Here is a 22,809-nt window from a genome sequence, read left to right as displayed (position 1 = left end):
AGGGTTGCGGTGGTTATGGCGGGAGGGGTACACCCGGTCTCATTCCGAACCCGGTCGTTAAGTCTCCCTGCGCCGATGGTACTGCCTTCATGGTGGGGGTGGGAGAGTAGGTCGCTGCCGCGCGTTTTGTTGGTGGGGATCGTCCTGTGGGGCGGTCCCCACTTTTTTGTTGCCTGGGTTTGTGATTGTGTGAAACCCCCCGGGGGTGCGGGGTTTGTGCATGCCGCGGAAGGGCCGCTGCTGGGGCTGGGGCCCCGGGAAGCCCACCACCCCAGCCCCCGCAGGCGCCTGGGCGGGCGCCAGGGCGGCCCGGGTCCGAGCAGCGCAAGCGGCCGGGCCGGGGCGTGCCCTCCGGCTGCAGGGGGCGGGTCGGGTGATGGGTCTGGCGATCCGGATTGGTGTTGATCGATCGGTGCGCGCGATGTTCAGCGGAACGATGGGTGAGCACCCGCCCGTGAAACCCCCTATGTTCGACCCCGATCGGCTACTAGTCTCGCCCTTCGCGACGAATCCCCTCGGTACGGTGCTGGGGCCGCGCGCGGACATGCATTCGTTCTCCTTGCGGCCCGAAGAGACTCAGGATCTCCACCGGCGCTTCTCCGGTGCTGCCGAACCAGTGCGGCAGACGCGTGTCGAACTCGGCCACCTCCCCCGCTGTGAGCACGAGGTCGTGCTCAGCCAGGACCAACCGCAGTTTGCCGCTGAGCACGTACAGCCACTCATAGCCCTCATGCGTACACGGCTCAGGTGTGCTGCGCGTAGTGCCGATGACCATCTTGTAGGTCTGCACTCCGCCCGGCTGCTGGGTCAGCGGCACCACTGTCGAGTCCCCGCGTTTGATCGGCTTCAGCCGCACCCGCGGGTCACCGACCGGCGGTGCGCCCACCAGCTCGTCCAGTGGAACCTGGTGGGCGTGGGCGATCGGAAGGAGCAACTCCAGGCTCGGTTTGCGCTGCCCTGACTCCAGCCGGGACAGCGTGCTGACCGAGATGCCGGTGATCTCCGACAGCGCCGCGAGGGTGCAGTTGCGCTGCTGCCGGATGCGTTTGAGCCGCGGTCCAACAGCGGCGAGCACATCATCCATTCCCCTATTGCAGAAACAGCAACAAGGTTTGTCAATCTACCCCCGCTTGGCGCATGGTCGACGCCAGGAGGTGGTCATCCTTGGAAACCATCGGAATGGAAGAAGACGTCGTCGTTATCGGTGGCGGCGCTGGCGGACTCAACGCCGCGCTCATCCTGGCCAGAGCCCGCCGCCGGGTGCTGGTGGTCGACCGGGGCAACCCGCGCAACGCGCCCGCAGGGCAGGTGCACGGGTTCGTCTCCCGGGACGGAACGCCGCCGGGCGAGCTGCTGGCGGTCGGCCGGGCAGAGGTCGAGCGCTACGGTGGGCGGATCGTCCCGGACGAGGTGCGCGCGGTGCGGCGCATCGATTTCGGGTGCGGCGAGACGAACCCTGGAAATGGTTTCGAGGTCGAGCTGTCCGACCGCACCGTGCGGACGCGGCGCGTGATCGCGGCGACCGGGCTGCGCGACGCCCTGCCCGACATTCCCGAACTTCGGGAACGCTGGGCGCGGGACGTCCTGCACTGCCCCTACTGCCACGGGTGGGAGGTCCGCGACCAGCCGCTGGGTGTTCTCGGCTGGCAGCCGATGGCCGTGCACCAGGCACTGCTGGTCCGCCAGCTGTCGGACGACGTGGTGTTCTTCGCCGAGGCTATCGACGATGAGGACCGAGCCAAACTGCTCGCGCGCGGTGTACGGATCCTGGACGGCGAGGTCACCGGGCTGGTCATCCACGATGACGAGCTTCGCGGCGTGCGGCTGGCGGACGGGACCATGGTGGCGAGGTCCGCGCTCTTCGTGCCGCCCAGGTTCGTGCCTAACGACGCCTCGCTCTCCGGCCTGGGCTGCGAGCGCGAGGACAACGGCCGGATCCGCGTCGACGCGAGCGGACGCACCAGTGTGTCCGGTGTGTGGGCGGTCGGCAATCTGGTGGAGCCCGGTGCCCTGGTGGTGACCTCGGCGGCGGCCGGGGCGAAGGCGGCGCTTGCGGTCAACATGGACCTTGTCGAAGACGACCTGGGGGAGAGGGAGCGGGTGTGATGAGCGCGAACGGATATGACCAGGACGGTTGCCACCAGCACGACCCCCACGAGCTCGGGGACCACCACGGCCACCGCGACGCCGACTCCGACTGGGTGGCCATGGCCGACCTGCTGGAGGTGCAGGGCGAGACCAACAGCTCGTACGTGCGCCAGGCCCTCGCTGAGTTGGACTACCGGTCGCCGCGACGGATCCTAGACATCGGCAGCGGCCCGGGCGTCGCGGCCTGCCAGCTGGCGTCGACGTTTCCGGGGGCCGAAGTGATCGCGGTTGACAACGCGCCGGAACTCCTGATCCGCGCCGAGGAACGCGCCAAGCGTCTCGGCGTCCGGCTGGGGACACGGACGGCCGAGTTTCCGGACGGGGTCGCCGATGTGGGATCTGCCGACGTCGTGTGGTCGGCGCAGGTCGTGCACCACGTCGGCGACCAGCAGGCCGCTCTTCACCAGCTGGCCGGACTGCTCACCCCCGGTGGTGTTCTGGCCATCGCCGAGGGCGGGCTCCCATCCCGCTACCTCCCGCGCGACCTCGGCTTCGGCAGGCCCGGCTTACAGGAGCGCCTGGACGCGGCGATGGCCGACCGGTTCAGCCAGATGCGGGACGAGCTGCCCGGATCGGTCGCGGTGGCCGAGGACTGGCCCGGCATGCTGCGCGCCGCGGGGCTCACCGAGGTGCGGAGCCGGACTTTTCTCGTCGACCACCCGGCACCGCTGGACGACGGGCCTCGGCGGTTGGTGCGGCTGGTTCTGGAGCGGTATCGCCAGGCGGTTGGTGAACTCCTCGACGCCGAGGACCTGACGACGCTCGACCGCCTGCTCGACCCGCTCGACGCCGCGGCTGTCGACCGACGGCAGGACGTGTTCCTGCTGGCGGCGACGACCGTGCACTACGGGCGTCGGGCCGGGCGATGACAGGTCCCATCGGGACCCGTCGGGACGGCGACACAGGTCTGGCATGACAGGACCGGCCCGGAGGACGAGGTTCGCGGTCATTTCCTGTCCGTGATCTGCGGGAGGGTGGGCGTATGTCCGACGCATCGACGCGCCTCCTGCGGCTCCTGTCCCTCCTGCAGTCCCGCCGCGACTGGCCGTGCGCGGACCTCGCCGAGCGGCTCGGGGTGACGCCGCGAACGGTCCGGCGCGACGTGCAGCGGCTGCGCGACCTGGGCTACCCGGTGCACGGTACGCCCGGGGTGGCCGGGGGTTACCGGCTGGGGGCCGGAGCCGTGCTGCCGCCGCTTCTGCTCGACGACGATGAGGCTGTCGCCGTCGCGGTCGGCCTGCGCACGGCGGCTGGCGGGTCGGTCACCGGCATCGAGGAGGTCTCGGTGCGGGCGATGGCCAAGCTGGAGCAGGTGCTGCCGGCGCGACTGCGGCGCCGGGCGAACGCCCTGCACACCTTCACCGTGCCGCTGCTGCGGGCGGCAGCGACAGTGGATGCCGACGTCCTCACCGCGATCGCGGGGGCGTGCCGGGACTCCGAGCGGGTGCGGTTCGGTTACCGGAATCATGCGGGCGAGGAGTCCCGGCGCACCGTGGAGCCGCATCGGCTGGTCAACGCCTCCGGTCGGTGGTATCTGCTGGCCTGGGACATCGACCGGGACGACTGGCGGACCTTCCGCGTGGACCGGATCCAGCCGCCAATGTCGACGGGGCCGCGCGTCCCCCCGCGAACCCCGCCCGAGGACGCGGTCGACCTCGTGTGGCGGGGCGTGTCGAGCGATGCCTACGAGTACCAGGCGCGGGTGATCCTGCGCGTCCCGCTCGTCGAAGCCGAGGAGCGGGTGTCGGCGCTGTCGGGAGCGCTGAAACCCGTCGATGCGACGTCGTGTGAGCTCCGCACCGGGGCAGGGACGCTCGACATGCTCGCGATCCACCTGGCCATGATGGGTTGCGATTTCGAGGTGCTGGAACCCGCGGAACTCGTGGAGCGCATCCGTGACATGGCCGACCGACTCGGTCGCGCGGTGCGGTGAGCAATGCGGCACCGCAGTGGGCACCGGGTCGATTGGGCGCGATGTCCACACATCGCTCGGTCAACCATGTCTGCCGTCCAGGGGCCAACGGCTCGTCGGCGGAGGACAGGAACCGGTCCGACGCCGGGATCGTCCGCTCAGATCGTCGCGGGCGGATGACACGAAACCACCATGAACTGCGGAAACGCCTATGCGCTTGGGCCGACAACAACTCGGCCTCTCGAGCGTTTGTAGAGCTTGGCCGGCTGAGTTCCCCACCTCTTGCCGACGAGCTGGCAGGCGTCACACCAAACTTCCTGGAGCATGCCCCGGCCTTCGGGACTCCGTTGGTTCATTCACAGAACGGACCACGTCCTGCCGGGTGAGTTCCGCGCGGGGAGAGTGTGGTGCGCCCTGGGGCGGCTGGCCCCCGCAGGGGGCGCCTCCCGGCCGAGGGGCGGTGGGAGGTGGTGTTGCGGCCTGATCGGCTGCTCCTGGGGCCGGGCGAGGGCGCTGTGGCCGTGGTCAAGGACGTGACCTTTGCCAGGCACGACACGGTAGTGGAGCTTCCGCTGGTCGGGGACGGGATGGAGCTGTGGGCGCGTTTGCATTCAGTACCCGGACCCGGCTATGGGCGATGCGGTCCCGTGTGCGGATCGCGGGCACGGCGGCGTGTTCTCGCGGGTGAGATATCGGTGTGACAGCGCGCGTGTCCGCGTGGCAGGGTCGGAGCCGCCGTCGTCCCGGGATTCTTCGTTGTGGGACGTGTCGTTGTGGGGCACGATGTCCGAACGCCGACCGGTCGCCCCGGGGCCCTACGGAAGGACATCCATGCCGGAGGAGATGCCGGAGGAGATGCCGGAGCAACTGCCGGAACAACGTCCCGCCACGGTCCCACCCGGCCTCAAGGTCGAGCTGACCCGGCACCGCATCCGCCCTGGGCGGCGGGCCGAGTTCGACGCTTGGATGCGGATGCTGGAGCAGCGCCGGGAGGAGTGCCTGGCCAGCCTGGACGCCGAGCGCATGGCGGTCGAGTGCGTCTTCTACTTCGCGGACGACAACGGCGAGTGGATCTACTGGTTGGAGATTGCGGGGGACGGTGGCAGCGGGTTGCACCCGGAACGTCCCATCGACCGCGACCACGTGGCCTACGCGCGCCGGGCCAAGACCCCCGGGCATGAGCGTGCCGAGCCCCTGTTGCTGCTGCTTCCCGAGCCGGTGCTGGAGGCGATCATGTCCTGGGCGGTTCCTGAGGGGCCGGGCCACGACGCGTCGCACGAGTCGTGAGGGAGGTACGCGCTCGGCGCTCGGACACGACTCGATACGCGGAGGGCGGTACCCTCCGCGGGGGAAGTGCGGTGGTGGCTAGTCTTCTTCGGAATCCACGCTGCCGGGGGATTCCATCAGCTGGCGCAGCAGCGCCATGAACTCTTCATCGCTCATCGCGGCCCAGTCCACACGCTCGTTCATGGTGAGCGATTTCCCCAGGTTCAAGATCGATAAGCCTGAGGCGCCGTATCACAACGGATAATTCTCTGTGAACAGCGGGATTGCCGAGGTGTGAATTGGGCCGAAGAGCGTTAGATCCTACGATTTACCGCTGCTCGGCACTGGGGGCAGCGGCACCGCTTGTTATAACCCGTGACCGTCCCGTGCGGCAGATCGGGATCGCGTTCGGCGGTGAGGGTCGCGTCGAGTTGCTCGCCGAAGTGGCCGAGGATGCGCGCGGCGGAGAAGACGCGCTGCGGGCTCACCCCCAGCTCGCGGGCGGCATCGTCGATGTGCATGCCCTTGCGCAGCTTGGCGATCAACCGCGCGCGGGTGGAGGGCGGCAGCTCCTCCTCGGCGTTCGCGATCAGCTGCTCGGTGTCGTCAATCGGATAGCTCATTGGGTTCCTAGCGTGTACAGGGGGTTTATACCCCCGGCAATCCACCCTGCATCGTACGCGCTTTCCAGCGACGGGGACGGTGGTGGCGTGGATCACCGGGTCAGGAGGGTGCGCGGCCGCCCTCTGTGTGGTGTTATCGGTGTCATTGGCGGTGCCCAGCAAGCCCGCCCCGGACGAGGTGCGCCGTACCCGGCACGACAAGACGGCGCGGACCTGGAAGGACGGGGCGCGCAATGGCGTGGGTACTGCTGGTTCTGTCTGGTCTGCTGGAAACCGTGTGGGCGACCGCCCTCTCGGCTTCGCAGGGGTTCAGCCGTCTCTGGCCGTCGGTCGTCTTCGTTGTTGCGCTCGTGCTGAGCATGTCTGGGTTGGCACTGGCGCTGCGCTCCATTCCGGTCGGCACGGGATACGCGTTGTGGGTGGGTATCGGCGCGGTCGGCACGGCCATCGTCGGGATGACGTGGCTGGGTGAGGGCGTCAGCGTGGCGCGGATCATCTGCCTGGCGCTGATCATCAGCGGCATCATCGGCCTCAAGCTCCTGCACTGACTCTCGCTCCTGCACGGTCTCCCACTCCTGCACTGCCTCCCACTCCCTCCCTGGCTCTCGTTCCTCCGCTGCCTTCCGGGCTGGCGCCGGGGGTCGACGCGCGGTCGAGCGGCCCTGCGGGCGCGTCGACGCAACGTCGTCGGATGCGGTCGGCCGGAGTGGCCATGCCTGTCGGACCGGAATTCGAGCGGGCACAACGGGCGATTACCGGTCGCCACTGGGGTCACGCTGGTCATCCTCCCTCCCGCGAACCAGGTGGTCGAACGGGGTGATGACTTCGATGAACAAAGAAAAGCCGCCGATCGTGCGCCGATTTCTAGAAACGCATTGCTAGAGGCTAGGTCAAGTGCTTCTCTAGTTGCTACAGGACCGGTACTCAGCGTGTACGGATAAGACGCCATGACGAGCCCCACTGTTCGACGCCGCCGCCTCTCCGCAGAACTGCGTCGGCGGCGTGTCCAAGCCGGAATGACACTCAGTGACGTTGCCGATGTGCTCGAATGGTCGCCCGCCAAACTCGGGCATATCGAGACGGGGATCCGCAAGTGGCCGTCGGTCATGGAGGTCTCCGCACTGCTCAAGCTCTACGGGGTGACGGGCGGCCAACGCGAGGCCATCCTCACGATGGTCCGCGAATCCCGCCTGCGCCCGTGGTGGACCGAGTACGAGGACGTCCTCTCCTCCGCCTACGTCGGTAACGAGGCCGGCGCGATCGCGATCGACACCTACGCCGGGATGCTGGTTCCCGACCTGCTTCAGGTCCCGGAGTACACCGCCGCCGTGGCCCGCTCGCAGGGGCGCGGCGAGCGGGCCGCCGAGCGGATGGTCGCGGCCTACCTCAAACGCCAGGAGGTGCTCGACCGGGACAACCTCCAGCGCTACCACGCTGTCCTGGAGGAGGACGCGCTGCGGCGGGTGGGCTCCGATCCCGACCTGCTCCACACCCAACTGCGCCGCCTCATCGAACTGGCGCGGGAGCACGACCGCGTCACCATCCAGCTGCTGCCCACGGCGGCGGGTCTGCACGCCGGGTCCGCCGGGCCGTTCACCGTGCTGGAGTTCGACGAGGGCGAGGCCTCCCTGGCCTTCGTCGACGCCACCCACGGCGGCGGCATCGTCGAGTCCGAGGAGGCGGTCAAGGACTGCCAGCAGGTCTGGCGCCAGGTGGTCGCCACCGCGATCTCCCCCGAGGACACCATCACGACCCTGAAACGCCTGTCCCTGTTGACCTGAGCGTTGACCTGAGCGCGGGGACGACACGCCGGTCTCTGGCCGAATCTGGTCGGACCGGAGCGAATCGGTGCGGGTCGGAAAGGGGAGAACACGGTGGTACCCCCGGTCGCGGTTGGCCAAGGAGTGCCGAAACACACCGGGCGACGGGGGAGCGGGCGCCTATGTTGCTAGTCTGCAGGGAGACAACCCCATAAAGTTCTCTAGTGACGCCTACCGCTCGGTAGACGGGGAAGGCGCCCGGCCGCACGTCCATGGATTGGGCAGCGTCGGATCCCACCCGGTCTGAAGAGTCGCGTGACGTCAACCGACCCGTATATCCGTGATTCAAGAAAGGGTCCAACACCGTGAAGAAGATCATTGTCCTGGTGCTGGTGGCCCTCGGGGCGTTCGCCGTCTATCGCAAGATCCAGGCCGACCGCGCCGAGCTCGACCTGTGGACGGAAGCCACGGCGGCCAGCGAAAACTAGAAGCACCACTGGTCGTCAGCCACGGCACGTCCGACGTGTCAGTGGCTGTCGACTGTTGTCCCAGGGGCCGTGGGCGGACGTTTGTCCCCTTGCGGCGCCCGCGCCTCTCGGGTCAGCCACCAAAACCGGCACCGGGTTACTCCGGCAGGGCGGTATGCTCTGATCAGCCGCGCCTGGGGCCATAGCTCAGCTGGCAGAGCGCCGGTTTTGCATACCGGAGGTCAGGGGTTCGACTCCCCTTGGCTCCACTCACGTTGACGCATGTCAACACAGCGAGAACGGCCACTCTCCGCGTACGCGGAGAGTGGCCGTTGCACTTTCATCGCACCTCGTTCGGCGGGGCGCCGCACCTCCGCACACGCAGTGGTCGACTCACGTGGGTCGGGGTGGCGCGAGCCCCGCTGTTTCGCCGTTGAGTGCACCACAAGGGCCTCCGGACTTCCTTCAGGTGTTGACCTCAAGGATCCACACCTGTGTCGGGGCCCTTCCTCATTGGCAGCTCGCCGGGCTGTCGCCAAGCTCTCTGGTCAGTGCGGCCGGGACAAAGTTCGTCCTATTAATCGTCGGGGTCGATCATGCCCGCGTAGGAGAGGGTGCTCGTCTTGCCGGTGCTCCACTTGACCTGAAGCGTGCTCTTTGCGGTGAGGCTGGCTGAGCCGCTGTAGGTAGCGCCTTCTGCTTCGGGGTTGGCCAGATCGGCGCACCTCACGGTGAAGTCGAACGGCGGTTCGGTCTCGGGGTCGAAGGGACCTTTGCAGATCTGGATCATGCCCTGGGCGCTCGGGTCGTCGGTGGTCGGGTCACCGAGCAGGCCCACCCCACCGTCCTCCTCGAACTGGAGGTAGGTGATGCTGGCGGTGTTGGTGCCGCTCCCGTCGGGCATCCATGACCCCAGCACCCCCTTCTCGGGCGCCTCGGCCTCTGAGTCCTCGCCCCTGTTCTCGTTGTCGGCCTTTTCCTCGTCGTTCGAGCTGTCGTCCGCGCTCTCGTTGTCGTGCTCGTCGTTGCGGAGGTCATCCGTCTGGGCGGGAGGAGGGGAGGCGGATCCCTCGGATTCACCACCGTCGGCTGACTGCATCATGCCGCATCCCGAGGCGGTGAGCAGGACGATCGCCAGCAAGGCGGCAGGCTGAAGAAGACGCACGGAGGCTACCTTCACTTTCGTTGTTGGGGGTGGGACTTCCATCCTGATAGCCACGGCGCTCTATTTTGCCCGGAGAAATGCCAGCTTGACCGATTGTGAGCAGTGGCACAGCCCCTAAGCTCGGGCTGCGGTTCCCCGCTCTGGCCGCCGCTGACAGGCCCGGACGTTCATAGGGGCACGGGTCAGATCGCGCCGATCGACCTTGATGCCCACCTTCCCGAGGCCGATTCGCGTCCGCCGGCGCAGGGACGGCCTGGCAGCGCCTATATCTGCGACCTGCGACATCGTGCTCGTGAACCCCCGTCAACATGGCCTCGTGGGTCGCTCACGATCGATCATTTGGGTGGTGCAGGATCGCCACCTCTTCAGGTCATGGTGCCCCCTGTGGGGAAGCCGAGTGAGACGGAAGATGTCGAATTAGACTTAGACAGAATCCGTCGCAGTCGGTATGTGGGAGGGCCTGTGGTCGAGAGCCTGCCGGCGAAGCCGTGATGACGTGGTTGAGCGGGACCGCGAGTGGAACCTGCTCGCCGAGTTTCTCGCTGACACGGATCCCGCGATGCGGCTCGCTATCGTCTCGGGACGTCGGCGACACGGCAAGTCGTACCTTCTGCAGGCCCTGTCCGAGCAGGTCGGCGGTTTGTATGTGACCGCGGTCAGGGAGGAGGGACGACTTCCGGCGATCCAGAGGTTCAGTGACGCCGTCGCCGCCCACGCAAGTTTGCGGCCCGGCAGCCTGCACCTGACCGACTGGCGCGATGTCTTGTCCAACGCCCTTGACGCGGTGTCCCGGTCTCCGCATCCGCTCCTGGTGATCGACGAGCTGCCCTACCTGCTGCAGCACTCGCCTGAGATACCGGGCCTGTTGCAGCAGCTCTACGATGAGCGCCAGCGCGGCCCAGTGCCGGGGCGGGGCCGCGGTTGATCCTGTGTGGTTCCGCGACGAGCGTGATGCACGAACTGCTGTCGGGCACGAAGCCGCTGCGCGGCCGGGCTGTGGTCGACCTGCGCCTGGGAGCTTTCGATTACCGGGACAGCCGGGCCTTCTGGCAGATCGACGACCCGCTGATCGCGCTGAAGGTGCACGCTGTATTGGGCGGAGCCCCCGGCTACCGGCCGGTGGCCGCGCCCACACCCCGGCGAGGGCTTTGACACCTGGCTCACCCGTACCCTCCTCGACCCCGGCCGGGCAGTGTACTCGCGCACGGAGACCGAGTACCTGCTGCGTGAGGACCCGCGGATCACGCAGCACACCCTCTACTACGACATCCTCACCGCCATCGCCCGGGGCGCCAGTACGCCGACCAAAATCGGCGCGGCTCTGGAGCGGCCCCGCAACGCCGTCGCCCATCCGCTGGGCATCCTGGAGTCGGCGGGGTACGTCCGACGGGAGCAGGACATCCTGCGATCCCGGCACCCGGTCATCACTCTCGCCGACCCGGTGATCCGGTTCAACCAGCTGATCACTCTGCCGCACGCCACCGCCGTGGAACAGGGGTTCGCTGACCGGGTGTGGCAGACAGCCGCCCCGACGTTCAACTCCAAGATCCTCGGCCCGCACTTCGAGGATCTGGCCCGTGACTTCACCCGCCGCTACGCTCACGCTCTGCTGCCGGGCGGGCTTCCCGGCCCCGTCGGAACCACGGAGGTCGCCGACCCGGCTGCCCGCACTAAGCACGAGGTCGACGTCATCGCCTTGGCCGCGGGCGAGCGCCCGCAGGCGCCCCGCGCGAAGATCGCACTCCTCGGCGAGGCCAAGGCGACCGTGGCCCCCGCGGAACCGGGGATCTGGAACGACTGGAACGCATCCGCACCCTGCTGGCCGATCAGGGGTATGGCACCGAGGAGGCCACGCTGGCTCTGGACTCGCTGCACGGCTTCTACGGGGACCTGATCGAACTGGCCGACCGCCGTGATGACGTCTTCCTTGTCGACCTTTCCACCCTCTATGGCCTCTGAGCGCCGTGAAGCCCTACACCGTACCCCCCCGTGGTCCGCTCCACGACCTGTCGGCGCGGACGCTTTGTCAGGCATGGAGATCTCGGGGCTCCGAATCCATCGATCGCGTCGGTGGGGGATCATGTAGCACCCCATCCCAAACGGGGTGCTACGAAGCGACTGCGGAAAAGGTGGGGTTCACGCCAAGGGAAAATCCCAAACAGAGTGCTACATACCGCCTCCGTCCGCGCCGTCCTACGGTTCCTAGTGCCCGGTTGATAGCGGAACCGGGCGCCAGGCATCCCCGTGTGGCGCTGTGGTGGCGCCGCACGGTGCACCAAGATCGTGAGGAGTTGCGCATGGAGCGGAAGCTGTTGCTCGTCACCGTGGCGGCACTGGTGGCCGTGATCGTGGCCCTTCTGGCCGGGATTCTCATGACCCTTGGCGGATCGAGCTTGCCGGCGGCGATCCAGACGGGGGCGACGGCGTTCGCCGCTACGCTACCGCTCGTCCTTCTGGTCATGTCCACTCTCGGGCTCGTATGAACGAGCGCGAGGGGCGCCATGACGGACGACAAGCAACGACGGTGGGGAGTGAGTGTGAGAAGTCCGAATGACGTGGCGCCCCACGTCCACCAGCTGGCGGCGAGAATCGGCAGCCGACTCAACGAGCAGGACGCCTGGCGCATCGTCGTCTCCCTGGTCTACGCGCGCTGGGCGGCGCGGGAGGACCGCGCCCGTGAATCCAGTCGGCCATCCTGGCGGTGGCTCACCGACCGGACGGACAAGGACCCGCGGGTGGGTCCGTACGTGCGAGGGTTCCTCAGCGAATGGCTGCATCAGCAGACCGCGGCGGACGAGTCCGAACGAGGCAAGGGCAACGTGCCGAGCCTTCCTGCCACCGTCGACAGTGATCTCCGGCAGCTGATCAGGGTGATCGATCGCGCTGAGGGGCTGGGTGACCTCCTCCAGCACTGCCTGCGGAACCTGTCGGACTCCCAGGCCACAGGCGGACACTACTTCACCCCCCGCGACATCGCCCGACTGATGGTGGAAGCGGTCGAGCCGCGTGACACACACCGGATACTCGACCCCGCCTGCGGGTCGGCAGGCCTGCTCATTGAAGCGGTCCTCCACATGCGTCGCCACACGACCCTCGATGTCCGTCCATCGCTGACCGGTCAGGACCTGCACGCGGGCACCCTGCAGATCGCGCGCATGAACCTCGACGCCCATGGGGTCAAGGCCGATCTAGCGCCGCCGATGGACAGCCTCGCCGAGCCGACGTCCGAGGGGTTCGACGTCGTGCTCGCCAACCCGCCGTTCAACGCGGCCTCCTGGGCGCCCGACGGCACCCTGGACGACGATGACCCGCGGTGGTCGCGGTACACGAGGCCGCGACGCGGCGACGCCAACTTCGCCTGGATTCTGCACATCGCGCACGCACTCGCCCCCGGTGGACGAGCCGCCGTGCTCATGGCCGACGGAGCCGCCGACAACATCCGGAAGGCCGATCGCGTGATCCGGGAAGGACTGGTCACCGACGATCTCGTCGAGTGCGTGGTGGCCCTGCCGCCAGGGCTCTTCCCGCACGTGCGGATCCCCTGCTGCCTCTGGTTACTGAATCGCGACAAGAGTCCACAGGGTGTGGGCGGCGTCGACCGCAATCGTGAGGTCCTGTTCATCAATGCCCGGGGTGCCTCCGAACAGATCGGCAACAGTCGGCGGTGGCGCCTTGATCCCGACGGCATCGAGCGAATTCTGCACACGCTGGCAATCTGGAGAGGAGTTCCTCGGTCCGCACCCCTTCAGGAGGTCGACGCATACGGGGACGAGCCCGGATGGTGCCGTTCCCGCACCCTTCAGGAGCTCGCCGACGGCGGCTATAACCTGTTGCCCCCCAACCACACCGACGCACCGGGAGACGCGAACGGAAGCTCGCAGCAGCGCATAGTCGAACTCACCGGGGAGCTCTACAAGAGATTCGAGGAGGCGCGCGACCTGGAAGCCAAACTGCGACGTGCCTTGGACGAGCTGTGACGCGCGACCTCAGAATCACCCCGGACACGCCTCCCCTCCCGGAGGCGTCGGAGCTGTTCGAAGGTTGGGGTCGCACGACCGTCGGCGCGATGGCCACAGAGAAGGCCACCTACGGGGCCAACGAGAAGGGGAGAGGTCTGCCTCGTGGCCATGCCGTGGTTCGCTCGGGAGATATCCGTGGCGGGCGCATCACATGCGACGAACCCCATGATGAACCCACTGTCGTCGGCCGACGACGGCTGACAACCGGTCGACCGATCCTGCGTACGGGCGACCTGGCCCTTGTTCTGGTGGGCGACCGGGCAGGGGAGGCCGCCCTCGTCACGCCGCAGCATAATGACTGGATCGCCACACGCTCGGTCGGCATCCTTAGGTGCGCGCATCGCAGAGAGACACGGTGGCTGAGGATCTGGCTCCAGACCCCGATCGCGCAGGCGTGGATCAGGCGGGAGACATCGGCCCACGTCGAGGCGACGCTGAGTATCGACGCGCTGAAGAAAATGCCGGCGGCCCTCCCGCCACCGGGGCACATGGACAGAATCCTCCGGCTGTTCGACCTGATCGACGAGAAAACCGAGCTCAACGATGCGATCGCTGCCGACGCCATCGCCTTGGCCGACGCGTACTTCGACGCCTGGAGGCGGCACGGAGCGGAGTGGACGTCCCGCTCCTTCGGCGAAGTCGCCGATGCGGTGACCGGCAGCCCCCCGCCGAAGTCGCCCAAGGCGGACGCAGTGACAACGGCACGCGTGAGCCCGGCCGAGGTCCTGGCGGCCAACCCGCCCTACATCGACGAGGCGGCCGACCACGGCTACGCGGATCCGCGGTCAGTGTGCCCACCGGGAACAGTCCTGGTCTGCCCCCGACCCGAGGGAGCGCGCGCCGCCGTCACGTCGACCTCCATGACGCCGAACCGCGGTGTCCTCGCGGTTCGCCCGTCTGACGGCTTGGACCAATGGTGGCTCCTGCACGAGCTTCGCTCCCGCAGTGACGAACTCCCAAAGGCCGCCCAGGGCCAACAGGCGCGCGAGATCAGCCGGCTGGCCTTTTCACGGCTTCAGGTCCTGTGGCCCGAAGCGGAGGTACGTCAGCGGTTCCACCGAGTGGCGCAGCCGCTGCACGACCGAGCGCTGAAAGCGCTGGACGAGAACCGCACCCTGACGCGGCTTCGCGTATCGCTCCTGCGTGAGATTACCTCACGAGGCAGCAGCGCGGCGTCGTGACCGCCGGAGCACCGATGGGCGGGACTTCCCGTCTGGACGACGCGTCGCCCGGTCCGTGGGCCCTGCGTGGCACGCGCGTCAGTCCCGTGCGCCGCGTGCCCGGAAGAGGATGTCTTCGATCTCCTTGGTTTCCTCGTCGTCCAGTCCGTTCACCAGGCACAGGTCCTGGTGGAGTGGTTCGAGGACGTCGATCGCTGCGTCGATGTCGCCCTCCGACAGGAGCACAAGAGCGATGTTCTTCCGCACGTCCCGAGCGGTGGGCGACACGTCGCCCTCCTCGGACCGCAAGCGGTCGAGCACCTCGCGAAATTGTCGCAGGGCCGCCGTCGCCTGGCCGAGTTCGGCGCGGCAGTAAGCGGCCATGCGCCGGCATTCCAGGGCTTCCGGGCTCGCCTTGCCTGCGGCGCGCACGTAGGCGGCCGCCAGGGCGTCGAATTCGGCCAGCGCACGGCGCGTGTCTTCACCGACCTGCAGGATGAGTGCACGGCGCATGCGTAGCCACAGGACACGTGGGCTCTCCAAACCGAGGAGGTTCGCCGCCGGAGTGATCACATCCTGGAGCACCTGCGCCGCCTGGCTGAAGCGATCGCCTTCCAGCAAGGTGTTGGCATGCTCGACCGCGCCCTTGATCGCGTCGCGTAGCCCGGTGTCGGGCGCGGTGCTCGGCGGCCCGGACGGTCCGACGGCGGTGGGGTCGGGCACCGTCGGCGCCTCTTCGCCCTGCGGGCGCGGAGCGTTCGGCCGTCGGTACATGAGGGTGGGGTCCGGAACAGTGCGCAGCCGCCCGTCCGCCGCAGGCGGGGACGATCCGGGCGGCGGAAGGAAGGGCAGCAGCCGCTCGTAGACGGCGTAGGCGTCGGTCGGCCGCCGCTCGGGGTTCTTCCGCAGGAGCTCCAGAACCAGCTTCTCCAGCTCGGGGGGCACGTCCGGCCGCAGTTCACGCAGCGGCCGGGGCGGCGCAGACACATGCTGTTGCCGGAAATCGAAGTCGCTGGGGCCGTCGAACAGGGGCCGGCCGCACAGCAGTTCGTGCAGGAGACAGCCCAGTGCGTACAGGTCGGTCCGCGGCGTCACCTTCGCGCAGCGCACCTGTTCGGGGGCCATGTACTCGGCTGTTCCCACGTAGGTGCCGGCCACGGTGAGCTTCGTGACGCCCTTGCGCAGAATGGCGGCGATCCCGAAGTCGAGCACCTTCACGGTGCCGTCGTCGGCGACCAGGACGTTGTCCGGCTTGAGGTCGCGATGCACGACGGGAACGGAGTGGGCGTGGGAGAGGACGGTGCCGACCTGCGCGGCCATGGCCGCGGCCCAGGCGATGGGCAAGGGGTGGTTTGGATCGATGAAGGCCCGCAGCGACACGCCACGGACCAGCTCCATCACCAGGTAGACCTGGTCGTATGAGCTCTCCAGCACAGCGTCGTAGACCTGCGGAACACCGTGGTGCCGAATACGAGCCGTGACGCGGGCTTCGCGTGTGAAGCGCTGCGCGAAGTGTTCGGCCGCTTCAGGCGACATGACCTCGTCGTGACGGATCCGCTTGACCGCCACCTCACGGTCCAGCACGGCATCGTAGCCGCGCCATACCGCGCCCATGCCACCGGAGCCGATCTCCTCGATCAGCTCATAGCGTCCAGCGATCGGCTCTTCCGGCACCGTTTCCCCGCTCTCGCTCGCATACGACAGATAGTGCGACAAGTGTTACGTATAGCGAAGATCGTCCGTCCAGCGCCACGCACCGACTGACTCATGAGGGGCGCTGGACGGGACGGGTCAGGCCACCTCGTCGTCGACGACGCCCTCCTGCTCCCTGATCAGGCGCCACGCCGCGCTGCGGGCGCTGCGGTTGAGCGAACTGCGGAAACTCTTGTCCGGCCCGAAGTACTGGCGCCCCAAACCGGCGATGGTGTCGATATGGTCGGCCATCTTGTCCTCGAAGACCTCGTCGAAGACGACCCCGAAGTTCTCCTGGTCGTTGTTGGCGACAGCGGCCAGTCGGACCCTGGGCTCGGACACGGTTTCGTTGAACGGCTGGAGGACGTCCTGGTCGGTGAAGTCCGTGCCGTACTTCTCGTTGAACCGCTCGATCAGCTCGGACAGCAGGGACTTCTCCGCTTCCTTCGCCCCGCCGGATCCGTCGCCGAACCCTGGCAGCGCTTCGGCTCCCTCGGGAGACAGACTGAGGTTGTGCTCACCGGTCTTCTCCACCCGCATGTGGCTGAGGTCGATGTCGCCGACGTCGACGCCACCGTCGGAGCGGCGCGGCAGCCGGTTGAGCAGGTGGCGGCCGTAGAGGTGGAGCCGCTCGAGTTCAGAGTCCTGGTAGGGGACGATCTGCGAGAGGAAACCGTACTTGCGGACGTAGTCCTTCAGGTCCGCCCGGAACTGCTCGGCGGTCTCGCGGTCGTCCCCATCCTCGCTGTCGACCAGGTCGGTGAACCGTGCTTCCGCCGGGGCGAGCAGCCGATACAGATCGGCATGGAGCTTCTTCCACTTCGCCTGCGACCCCTCGGCTTTCTCCTCGGCCGCGAGGTACGCCTCGGCGAAGTCGTGCATTTCCTGCTCGACGAGGATCGGTGGGGACATGACCCGGCTCTGCGCGGTGTAGAGGAGGTTCGGGTCGGAGGGGAGTGTGTCCGCCTCCTCGTAGTATGGGCGGAAAGCGGCCTGGATGTCTTCGGCCTCGTTCGCGAAGTCGAGCACGGCCAGGTCGCTCTGGTCCTTGCGCTCGGCGGTGCGGTTGAGGCGGGACAGGGTCTGGACGGCCGAGATACCGGTCAGCTTCTTGTTGACGTACATCGTCGTCAGCAGGGGCTGGTCGAACCCGGTCTGGTACTTCTCCGCGACGACCAGGATCCGGTACTCGGGCTGTCCGGGGCCGCCGGATCGGGTCGCTTTGTCGTCGGCGCGGGTGTAGGCGAACGCTTTCGGTAGAGCACCCTCCGGCAGGCCACCGTTCTCTTTCGACTCGGTGGTCTCCTCCCCCTCGTAGTTGAGGGTGCCGGAAAAGGCGACGAGCACGCCGATCCCCGGGTAGCGGTTATCGCCGATGTACTGCTTGATGGCGCGGGCCATCTGGACCGCGCTCTGCCGCGAGGCGGTCACCACCATCGCTTTGGCCCGTCCGCCGAGGCGCCCCTTCGTGTGCGCTCGGAAGTGCTCGACGATGACCTTGGCGTGCTGCGAGACGGTCGAGGCATGGGTCAAGGCGTAGCGCGCGAGGAGAGGGTTCGCCTTGGTCGGGTCGACCTCGCGTTCGTCAGGGTTCTCGTTGACCAGCTTCCAGTAGGTGTTGTAGGTGACGTAGTTGCGCAGCGGGTCGAGGATGAACCCCTCCTCGATCGCCTGCCGCATGGAGTAGGTGTGGAAGGGCCAGTACGCCGTCACACCGTCGATGGTGTCGAGGGTGCCGAAGAGTTCGAGGGTCTTGGCCTTGGGTGTGGCGGTGAACGAGAAGTAGGAGAGGTTCTTGGCCTGGCTGCGTTCCAGGGCCTTCTTCTTCAACTTCGCGTCGACGGTGGTGGCCCCGGCGTCCTCGGAGTCGGCGTCCAGACCGAGATCGCGTAGGGCGGCGCGGACGGAGCTCGCCGCGTCGCCGGACTGGGAGGAGTGCGCCTCGTCGATGATGACCGCGAACCGGCTTCCCTGGATCTCCTTCGGATCGCGCTTGAGGTAGGCGAGGAGGGCGGGGAAGGTGTGCAGCGTGACGGTGATGATCTTCCCGGAGCCCTGCGAGAGCGCCTGGGCGAGCTGCTCGGACTTGGCGCCGTGCTTCTCATCGATCGGGACGACCAGGCCTGCGGTCTGCTCAAAGCTGCCGACGGTCTCGCGTAGCTGTGCGTCGAGGTTGCGGCGGTCGGTGATGACAATGATCTTGTCGAAGACCGGGACGCCGGGCTCCACGCCCTCGACGGCGTCGGAAGCGGAGTGCAGGTCGCTGAGCCGGTGGGCCAGCCAGGCGATGGTGTTCGACTTACCCGAGCCGGCCGAGGCCATGACCAGGTAGTTGTGCCCGGCACCATGGCGGGCGGCGTGGGCGGTGAGTTTCTTGACGACGTCCCACTGGTGGTAGCGGGGGAAGATCACCGTCTTGGTGGTCGCGCCGCCAGGGGTCTTGGACTTATGGATGTGGACGAACCGTTCGAGGAGGTCGAGCCAGTTGTCCCGCTGCCAGATCTGTTCCCAGAGATAGGAGGTGGCGTAGGTGCCGGGGGTCGTCGGGGCGGGGTTGCCAGCGCCGCCGGGGCGGCCAGGCCCGTTCGAGCCGGTATTGAAGGGGAGGAACCGAGTCTTGGCGCCGCGGAGCTGGGTGGTGATGAAGACCAGGTCGGGGTCGATGGCGAAGTTCGCGATCACGCGGCGCGTGAAGATCAGCTCGGTGGGATCGCGGTCCGACCGGTACTGCTCCTTGGCCTGCTCGACGCCCTGGCCGGTGAGCGGGTTCTTGAGCTCGGCGGTGGCGACCGGGATTCCGTTGAGGAAGAGCGTGAGGTCGAGCCGGTTGCCCTGGTCAGCTTGCTTGGTCGCGTATTCGAGCTCCCGGACGACGGTGAGCCGGTTGGCGCGGTAAGCGTCGAGAACGGAGTCGGAGAGGACGAGGTTGGGCTTGAAGAAGGCGACGCGGATCAGCACGCCGCGGTCCTTCACACCTTTGCGGAGGACAGTGAGAAGGCCGTCCGTGGCGATGGCCTGGTCCAGCCGTCTGGCGAATCCGGCTTGGGCGGCGTCGGGATCGTTGCCATAGAGGGCGAGGAGATCGTTCCACTCGGTGGGCTGGGTCGCGCCGATGAAAGTGAAGAGCTGGTTGGTGTCCAGACCAAGGTCGGGACGATAGTCGCGGGGATTTCCTTCCTGCCAGCCGCGTTCCAGCATCGAGGCGACGATTGCATCGCCGAACGCGGACTCGTGATGGACGGGGTTCATGACGGGATTCCCTCCGTGACGTTGCGTCCGCTGGCGGTAGAGACGTCGATCTGTCCGGTGACAGCGGCGGTAATGAGGGCTTGGCGGCGTTCAGTGAGCAGGGTTTGCTGGTGCCATATCTTGGTGCGCAATTTATTCGATATCTCAGTTTCGCGCGAAATTCTCTGAACGAGAGAATCCTGCTGAGATGGGGTGGCGATAGGGATGGGCCACGCTTTAATATCCTCGCCTCGAAGCTTGACCATCGATTGCGATGATCCCCGTGCGACAGACTCAATGAGCGAGCGAGTTCTTCCGCTCAGAACCACCTGCATGACATAGTCGGGACGGACTCCAGGTAACAGGACGACACGGTAGATGAGGTCTGGAAGCAACAGTTTTTCGCAGTCGTCATGCACGACGGCAGTATCCCCTACAAGAGCAGGGGTGTTTGCGCGAGTCACTAGAAGATCGCCCGCTCTTACAGCGTGGTCGCGAACGGGCTGGGTCCCGTCGGGTAGCCTCTTATTCTCAGAGGCATCGAAGGCACCCCGCTTCACAGAGCTCAGCTTGAGGACGCCCCATTCGAAGGGATCCTGGCGCGGTGCAGATTCGCATTGAGGGCTAGAGCCTTGTTCTACTCGTGCCGTTAGTCTGCGAAGTGGGATCTCGCCCTCATTGGTCGCCAATTGGTCGACAAGGCTACTCCGTAATGACTGGTCGCGTTCGTCAATCCTTTCGAGCAGCAATTTAGAAAGTTTCGAAAGATGGTCGATGCGGGTGGTCTCAGCATCGAGGAAGTCTGCGATGCGGCGCTGTTCCTCCAGAGGGGGAAGCGGAACAGGCGCGTCGCCTAGGCGATCTCTGTTGAGCTCGATCTGGTTCGTCGCCCCGACCACGAGTGCGGCATAAACGTACTCTTGGAAGGGGCGAGAGTTTAGCCAGTAGTACAAGAATCGAGCCTCTAGTTCGGCTGACTTCGCTCGTGCAATAGTCACGTGGCTGTCTGCCATGCATGGACGTCCATCCGGCGGATACGCGAAGTATCCGACTCGCCCGAGCGTGCCCGTTCCTGTCGAGTTGATAAGCACATCATTGGGGCGGAGGAACCCCTTGAGTTTCCTTGGGTCGCCACTAAATTCGTGAAATCTGGTACGCGTCCAATCCAGGCCACCAGGTTGGTTCGCAGCCTGGCTGACTGCTCGCACGGTCCCTTCATCAACGTAGGTTGGGGCGGAACCTCGGTTGAGAAACGAGGTAACATGCTTCAGGGGTGCGGATGACCACGAGTTTGGCAAAGGGATTCCGAGTGCTGAGCTCATTCCGTCACCTCGCCCAGAAGTTCCTGAATCTCCGTTTCCAATTCCTTCAACTCCGCGTCGATGTCAGCCAAGGGCCTCGGCGGCTCGTACACATAGAAGTGACGTGTAAACGGGATCTCATACCCGATCTTCGTCTTGCTGGGATCGATCCATGCGTCCGGAACATGTGGCAGTACCTCACGCTTGAGGTACTCCTCCACGTCCTCGTCCAGCGGAACATTCTCGAAGTCCCGCAGCTCAGGGTCTGGCTCTGGGGCGCCCTTGACCTTCTGGACCTCTCCTTCCGGATCCCGAACACCGATCGCGTCTCGTAGCGCCTTGTTGAATGGTGCGCCTGTCGGCCAGGTCAAGCCAGCGGCGATTACTGCATCCTTCAGGGCGAGCCACGCTTCCTGCTTCGTCGCCCAGGACCGTCCCTCCATCGCGCGCAGCGCATCGAGGAAGGCGGAAGCGTTCGGGATTTTTTGTACTGGCTTCGATTCCTCCAGCGCCGCCAGCGTTTCCTCTGTTACATCGAAGCGGAGCTTGAGCGGGCGCTCGACGGTGATCCTCCGGTAGCCGAAGTCCTCGTTGCGGAAGACCTTCACCTTGCCGCGCCAAAGGCACTCCGCGTCATCAGTTTCCGTCAGAGCGTCCTCGTACAAGCGCGTGATCTCAGCGATCTTATCCGGCGTGATGAACTTCCGCTTGCTGCCGAGCGAATTTCGCATCTTCTGCCAGTAGTCGCGGGCGTCTAGCAGCACGACCTTGCCCTTGTGGTTAGGGGACTTCCGGTTGGTCACGATCCAGAAGTACGTCGAAATCCCGGTGTTGTAGAAGAGCTGGTCCGGCAGGGCAACGACGGCCTCCAACCAGTCATTCTCCAGGATCCACTGACGAATCTTGGACTCTCCAGACTCCGCCCCACCCGTGAAAAGTGGAGATCCATTGAACACGATCGCCACGCGGCTTCCGCCTTCGCCAGATGCTTCCACCGGCTTCATCTTCGAGATCATGTGCTGCAGGAACAGCAGCGAGCCGTCATTAACCCTCGGCAGGCCAGCGCCGAAGCGACCGGACTCACCCAGCACCTTGTGCTCGTACTCGACCGCTTCCTTGACCTTTTTCCATTCGACGCCGAACGGCGGGTTGGCCAGTAGATAGTCGAACGTTTCCTGCGGGTGTCCGTCGTCGGAGAAGGAATTTCCGAAGGCGATGCGATCCGGGTTCTGTCCTTTGATCATCAGGTCGGACCGGCAGATCGCCCACGACTCAGGGTTGAGCTCTTGGCCGTACACCTTGACCGTGGCATCCGGGTTCAGCGCGGTGATGTGCTCTTCGGCCGCGCTGAGCATGCCCCCTGTGCCACAGGCCGGGTCAAAGACCTTACGGGCGGCCCCTGGCGTGCTCAGACCATCCGCGTCAGGTGCCACCAGCAGGTTGACCATCAGTTCGATGACCTCGCGCGGGGTGAAGTGTTCACCGGCCGTCTCGTTCGACTGTTCGGCGAAGCGGCGGATCAGCTCCTCGAAGATGTAGCCCATTTGGTGGTTGGAGACAACGGTCACGGGCCTGCCGTCATCGCCCCGGACCACGTTGTTGTGTTCGTCCAGTAGGTAGGGGCGCAAGTCCAGGTCAGCGAACTTCCCGATGACTTTGTAGAGCAGCCCGGCTCCGTCCAGGCGTCGGATCTGCTGCGCGAACTCGTACTTCTCCAGCACCTCACGGGCGTTTGAGGAGAAAGAGGCCACGTACTCCGTGAGGTTCCTCGCGAGGTGCGGTGGATCTTGGAGAATCTTCTTCAGCGTGTATTCGCTGGTGTTGTAAAAGTCGTGTCCGGAGGCTTTCCGCAGGAAGCGATCGGTGTCGATCTCCTGGCCCGCGAAGTCGAGCAGTCGCTTGCAGACCTTCTCCCGAGTCGGTTCGAGCACGCACTCCAATCGCCTCAGTACGGTGAACGGCAGGATGACCTTGCCGTAGTCGGACTGCTTGTAGTCGCCGCGCAGGAGATCGGCAACGCTCCAGGCACGATTCGCCAACTCCGTGTGTTTGCTTGTGTTCAAGGGAG

The 22,809-nt window shown here is 66.4% G+C and carries 20 protein-coding genes, 1 tRNA gene, 1 rRNA gene and 1 riboswitch; of the genes, 15 read left to right on the top strand and 7 right to left on the bottom strand.

The features are described 5' to 3' along the window. The first annotated feature begins 5 nt into the window (after positions 1–5). A 5S ribosomal RNA gene (rrf, locus tag ABD259_RS20855) occupies positions 6–123 on the top strand. A 364-nt stretch (positions 124–487) separates the two neighbouring features. Here rrf and ABD259_RS20850 read toward each other — a convergent pair. Then, positions 488–1,084, bottom strand: coding sequence for a helix-turn-helix domain-containing protein (locus ABD259_RS20850; RefSeq protein WP_344164743.1), 597 nt, complete (start codon positions 1,082–1,084; stop codon positions 488–490). An 80-nt stretch (positions 1,085–1,164) separates the two neighbouring features. On the opposite strand from ABD259_RS20850, the gene ABD259_RS20845 reads away from it, so the two are divergent. The 4 genes from ABD259_RS20845 to ABD259_RS20830 all read left to right on the top strand — a co-directional run bounded on the left by ABD259_RS20845 (position 1,165) and on the right by ABD259_RS20830 (position 5,347). Further along, positions 1,165–2,106, top strand: coding sequence for an NAD(P)/FAD-dependent oxidoreductase (locus ABD259_RS20845; protein WP_344164740.1), 942 nt, complete (start codon positions 1,165–1,167; stop codon positions 2,104–2,106). Further along, positions 2,106–3,017: a class I SAM-dependent methyltransferase gene (locus tag ABD259_RS20840; RefSeq protein ID WP_344164737.1), complete on the top strand. Its 912-nt coding sequence runs from the start codon at positions 2,106–2,108 to the stop codon at positions 3,015–3,017. The genes ABD259_RS20845 and ABD259_RS20840 overlap by 1 nt, the downstream gene beginning before the upstream one ends. 113 nt (positions 3,018–3,130) lie before the next feature. Then, a complete protein-coding gene (locus ABD259_RS20835) occupies positions 3,131–4,081 on the top strand; it encodes a helix-turn-helix transcriptional regulator (RefSeq protein WP_344164734.1) in 951 nt (316 codons plus the stop codon). A gap of 810 nt (positions 4,082–4,891) precedes the next feature. Continuing rightward, entirely contained in the window at positions 4,892–5,347 is a 456-nt protein-coding gene (locus ABD259_RS20830) for a DUF6176 family protein (protein WP_344164731.1), read from the top strand. Positions 5,348–5,640: 293 nt separating this feature from the next. Here ABD259_RS20830 and ABD259_RS20825 read toward each other — a convergent pair whose 3' ends face one another. Continuing rightward, positions 5,641–5,949, bottom strand: a complete 309-nt coding sequence (locus ABD259_RS20825) for a helix-turn-helix domain-containing protein (RefSeq protein WP_344164728.1) — start codon at positions 5,947–5,949, stop codon at positions 5,641–5,643. A gap of 145 nt (positions 5,950–6,094) precedes the next feature. Continuing rightward, positions 6,095–6,161, top strand: a riboswitch (guanidine-III (ykkC-III) riboswitch). A gap of 21 nt (positions 6,162–6,182) precedes the next feature. On the opposite strand from ABD259_RS20825, the gene ABD259_RS20820 reads away from it, so the two are divergent. The 4 genes from ABD259_RS20820 (at position 6,183) to ABD259_RS20805 (ending at position 8,445) form a co-directional block, all read left to right on the top strand. After that, entirely contained in the window at positions 6,183–6,497 is a 315-nt protein-coding gene (locus ABD259_RS20820) for a DMT family transporter (protein WP_344164725.1), read from the top strand. Between the two features lie 399 nt (positions 6,498–6,896). Then, on the top strand, positions 6,897–7,730 hold the full coding sequence (locus ABD259_RS20815) for a helix-turn-helix domain-containing protein (RefSeq protein ID WP_344107985.1): 834 nt from the start codon (positions 6,897–6,899) through the stop codon (positions 7,728–7,730). 344 nt (positions 7,731–8,074) lie between these two features. Next, complete coding sequence (locus tag ABD259_RS20810; protein WP_017595396.1) at positions 8,075–8,197, top strand: DLW-39 family protein; 123 nt, start codon at positions 8,075–8,077, stop codon at positions 8,195–8,197. Between the two features lie 175 nt (positions 8,198–8,372). Further along, positions 8,373–8,445 (top strand) — tRNA-Ala (locus tag ABD259_RS20805). 308 nt (positions 8,446–8,753) lie between these two features. On the opposite strand, the gene ABD259_RS20800 is transcribed toward ABD259_RS20805, so the two are convergent. After that, positions 8,754–9,341: a hypothetical protein gene (locus ABD259_RS20800; RefSeq protein ID WP_344164722.1), complete on the bottom strand. Its 588-nt coding sequence runs from the start codon at positions 9,339–9,341 to the stop codon at positions 8,754–8,756. Positions 9,342–9,837: 496 nt separating this feature from the next. Here ABD259_RS20800 and ABD259_RS20795 point away from each other — a divergent pair, with 496 nt between their 5' ends. From ABD259_RS20795 to ABD259_RS20770, 6 genes are all read left to right on the top strand, one after another. Further along, a complete protein-coding gene (locus ABD259_RS20795; RefSeq protein ID WP_344164719.1) occupies positions 9,838–10,266 on the top strand; it encodes an AAA family ATPase in 429 nt (142 codons plus the stop codon). Between the two features lie 23 nt (positions 10,267–10,289). Further along, positions 10,290–10,493 carry a hypothetical protein gene (locus tag ABD259_RS20790; protein WP_344164716.1) on the top strand — a complete coding sequence of 68 codons (204 nt, stop codon included), beginning with the start codon at positions 10,290–10,292 and terminating at the stop codon, positions 10,491–10,493. Positions 10,494–10,533: 40 nt separating this feature from the next. After that, positions 10,534–11,235, top strand: coding sequence for an ATP-binding protein (locus ABD259_RS20785; protein WP_344164713.1), 702 nt, complete (start codon positions 10,534–10,536; stop codon positions 11,233–11,235). 403 nt (positions 11,236–11,638) lie between these two features. Continuing rightward, positions 11,639–11,824 carry a hypothetical protein gene (locus ABD259_RS20780; RefSeq protein WP_344164710.1) on the top strand — a complete coding sequence of 62 codons (186 nt, stop codon included), beginning with the start codon at positions 11,639–11,641 and terminating at the stop codon, positions 11,822–11,824. Between the two features lie 54 nt (positions 11,825–11,878). Beyond that, positions 11,879–13,318: an HsdM family class I SAM-dependent methyltransferase gene (locus ABD259_RS20775; protein ID WP_344164707.1), complete on the top strand. Its 1,440-nt coding sequence runs from the start codon at positions 11,879–11,881 to the stop codon at positions 13,316–13,318. A gap of 530 nt (positions 13,319–13,848) precedes the next feature. Continuing rightward, a complete protein-coding gene (locus ABD259_RS20770; protein ID WP_344164704.1) occupies positions 13,849–14,541 on the top strand; it encodes a restriction endonuclease subunit S domain-containing protein in 693 nt (230 codons plus the stop codon). 78 nt (positions 14,542–14,619) lie between these two features. Here ABD259_RS20770 and ABD259_RS20765 read toward each other — a convergent pair whose 3' ends face one another. The 4 genes from ABD259_RS20765 to ABD259_RS20750 all read right to left on the bottom strand — a co-directional run bounded on the left by ABD259_RS20765 (position 14,620) and on the right by ABD259_RS20750 (position 22,804). Further along, positions 14,620–16,236 (bottom strand): serine/threonine-protein kinase, encoded by a 1,617-nt coding sequence (locus ABD259_RS20765; protein ID WP_344164701.1) that lies wholly within the window; start codon positions 16,234–16,236, stop codon positions 14,620–14,622. Positions 16,237–16,311: 75 nt separating this feature from the next. Further along, the gene (locus tag ABD259_RS20760; protein ID WP_344164698.1) at positions 16,312–19,461 is read right to left on the bottom strand and encodes a type I restriction endonuclease subunit R; all 3,150 of its coding nucleotides are present in this window, start codon (positions 19,459–19,461) and stop codon (positions 16,312–16,314) included. After that, entirely contained in the window at positions 19,458–20,762 is a 1,305-nt protein-coding gene (locus ABD259_RS20755) for a restriction endonuclease subunit S (RefSeq protein WP_344164695.1), read from the bottom strand. Before ABD259_RS20755 ends, ABD259_RS20760 begins: the two co-directional genes overlap by 4 nt. Next, entirely contained in the window at positions 20,759–22,804 is a 2,046-nt protein-coding gene (locus tag ABD259_RS20750) for a type I restriction-modification system subunit M (RefSeq protein WP_344164692.1), read from the bottom strand. Before ABD259_RS20750 ends, ABD259_RS20755 begins: the two co-directional genes overlap by 4 nt. Positions 22,805–22,809: the final 5 nt, after the last annotated feature.

The organism is Nocardiopsis rhodophaea (genome assembly GCF_039530945.1).
Taxonomy (GTDB): Bacteria; Actinomycetota; Actinomycetes; order Streptosporangiales; family Streptosporangiaceae; genus Nocardiopsis_C; species Nocardiopsis_C rhodophaea.
This window is presented reverse-complemented; position numbering and strand designations above follow the sequence as displayed.

What these genes read in the sequence shown, in the direction of transcription:
- ABD259_RS20840 (WP_344164737.1), top strand. Translation starts at nt 2,106, where the DNA reads ATGAGCGCGAACGGATATGACCAGGACGGTTGCCACCAGCACGACCCC.
- ABD259_RS20850 (WP_344164743.1), bottom strand. Translation starts at nt 1,084, where the DNA reads ATGGATGATGTGCTCGCCGCTGTTGGACCGCGGCTCAAACGCATCCGG.
- ABD259_RS20820 (WP_344164725.1), top strand. Translation starts at nt 6,183, where the DNA reads ATGGCGTGGGTACTGCTGGTTCTGTCTGGTCTGCTGGAAACCGTGTGG.
- ABD259_RS20815 (WP_344107985.1), top strand. Translation starts at nt 6,897, where the DNA reads ATGACGAGCCCCACTGTTCGACGCCGCCGCCTCTCCGCAGAACTGCGT.
- ABD259_RS20835 (WP_344164734.1), top strand. Translation starts at nt 3,131, where the DNA reads ATGTCCGACGCATCGACGCGCCTCCTGCGGCTCCTGTCCCTCCTGCAG.
- ABD259_RS20770 (WP_344164704.1), top strand. Translation starts at nt 13,849, where the DNA reads ATGGACAGAATCCTCCGGCTGTTCGACCTGATCGACGAGAAAACCGAG.
- ABD259_RS20830 (WP_344164731.1), top strand. Translation starts at nt 4,892, where the DNA reads ATGCCGGAGGAGATGCCGGAGGAGATGCCGGAGCAACTGCCGGAACAA.
- ABD259_RS20780 (WP_344164710.1), top strand. Translation starts at nt 11,639, where the DNA reads ATGGAGCGGAAGCTGTTGCTCGTCACCGTGGCGGCACTGGTGGCCGTG.
- ABD259_RS20825 (WP_344164728.1), bottom strand. Translation starts at nt 5,949, where the DNA reads ATGAGCTATCCGATTGACGACACCGAGCAGCTGATCGCGAACGCCGAG.
- ABD259_RS20760 (WP_344164698.1), bottom strand. Translation starts at nt 19,461, where the DNA reads ATGAACCCCGTCCATCACGAGTCCGCGTTCGGCGATGCAATCGTCGCC.
- ABD259_RS20755 (WP_344164695.1), bottom strand. Translation starts at nt 20,762, where the DNA reads ATGAGCTCAGCACTCGGAATCCCTTTGCCAAACTCGTGGTCATCCGCA.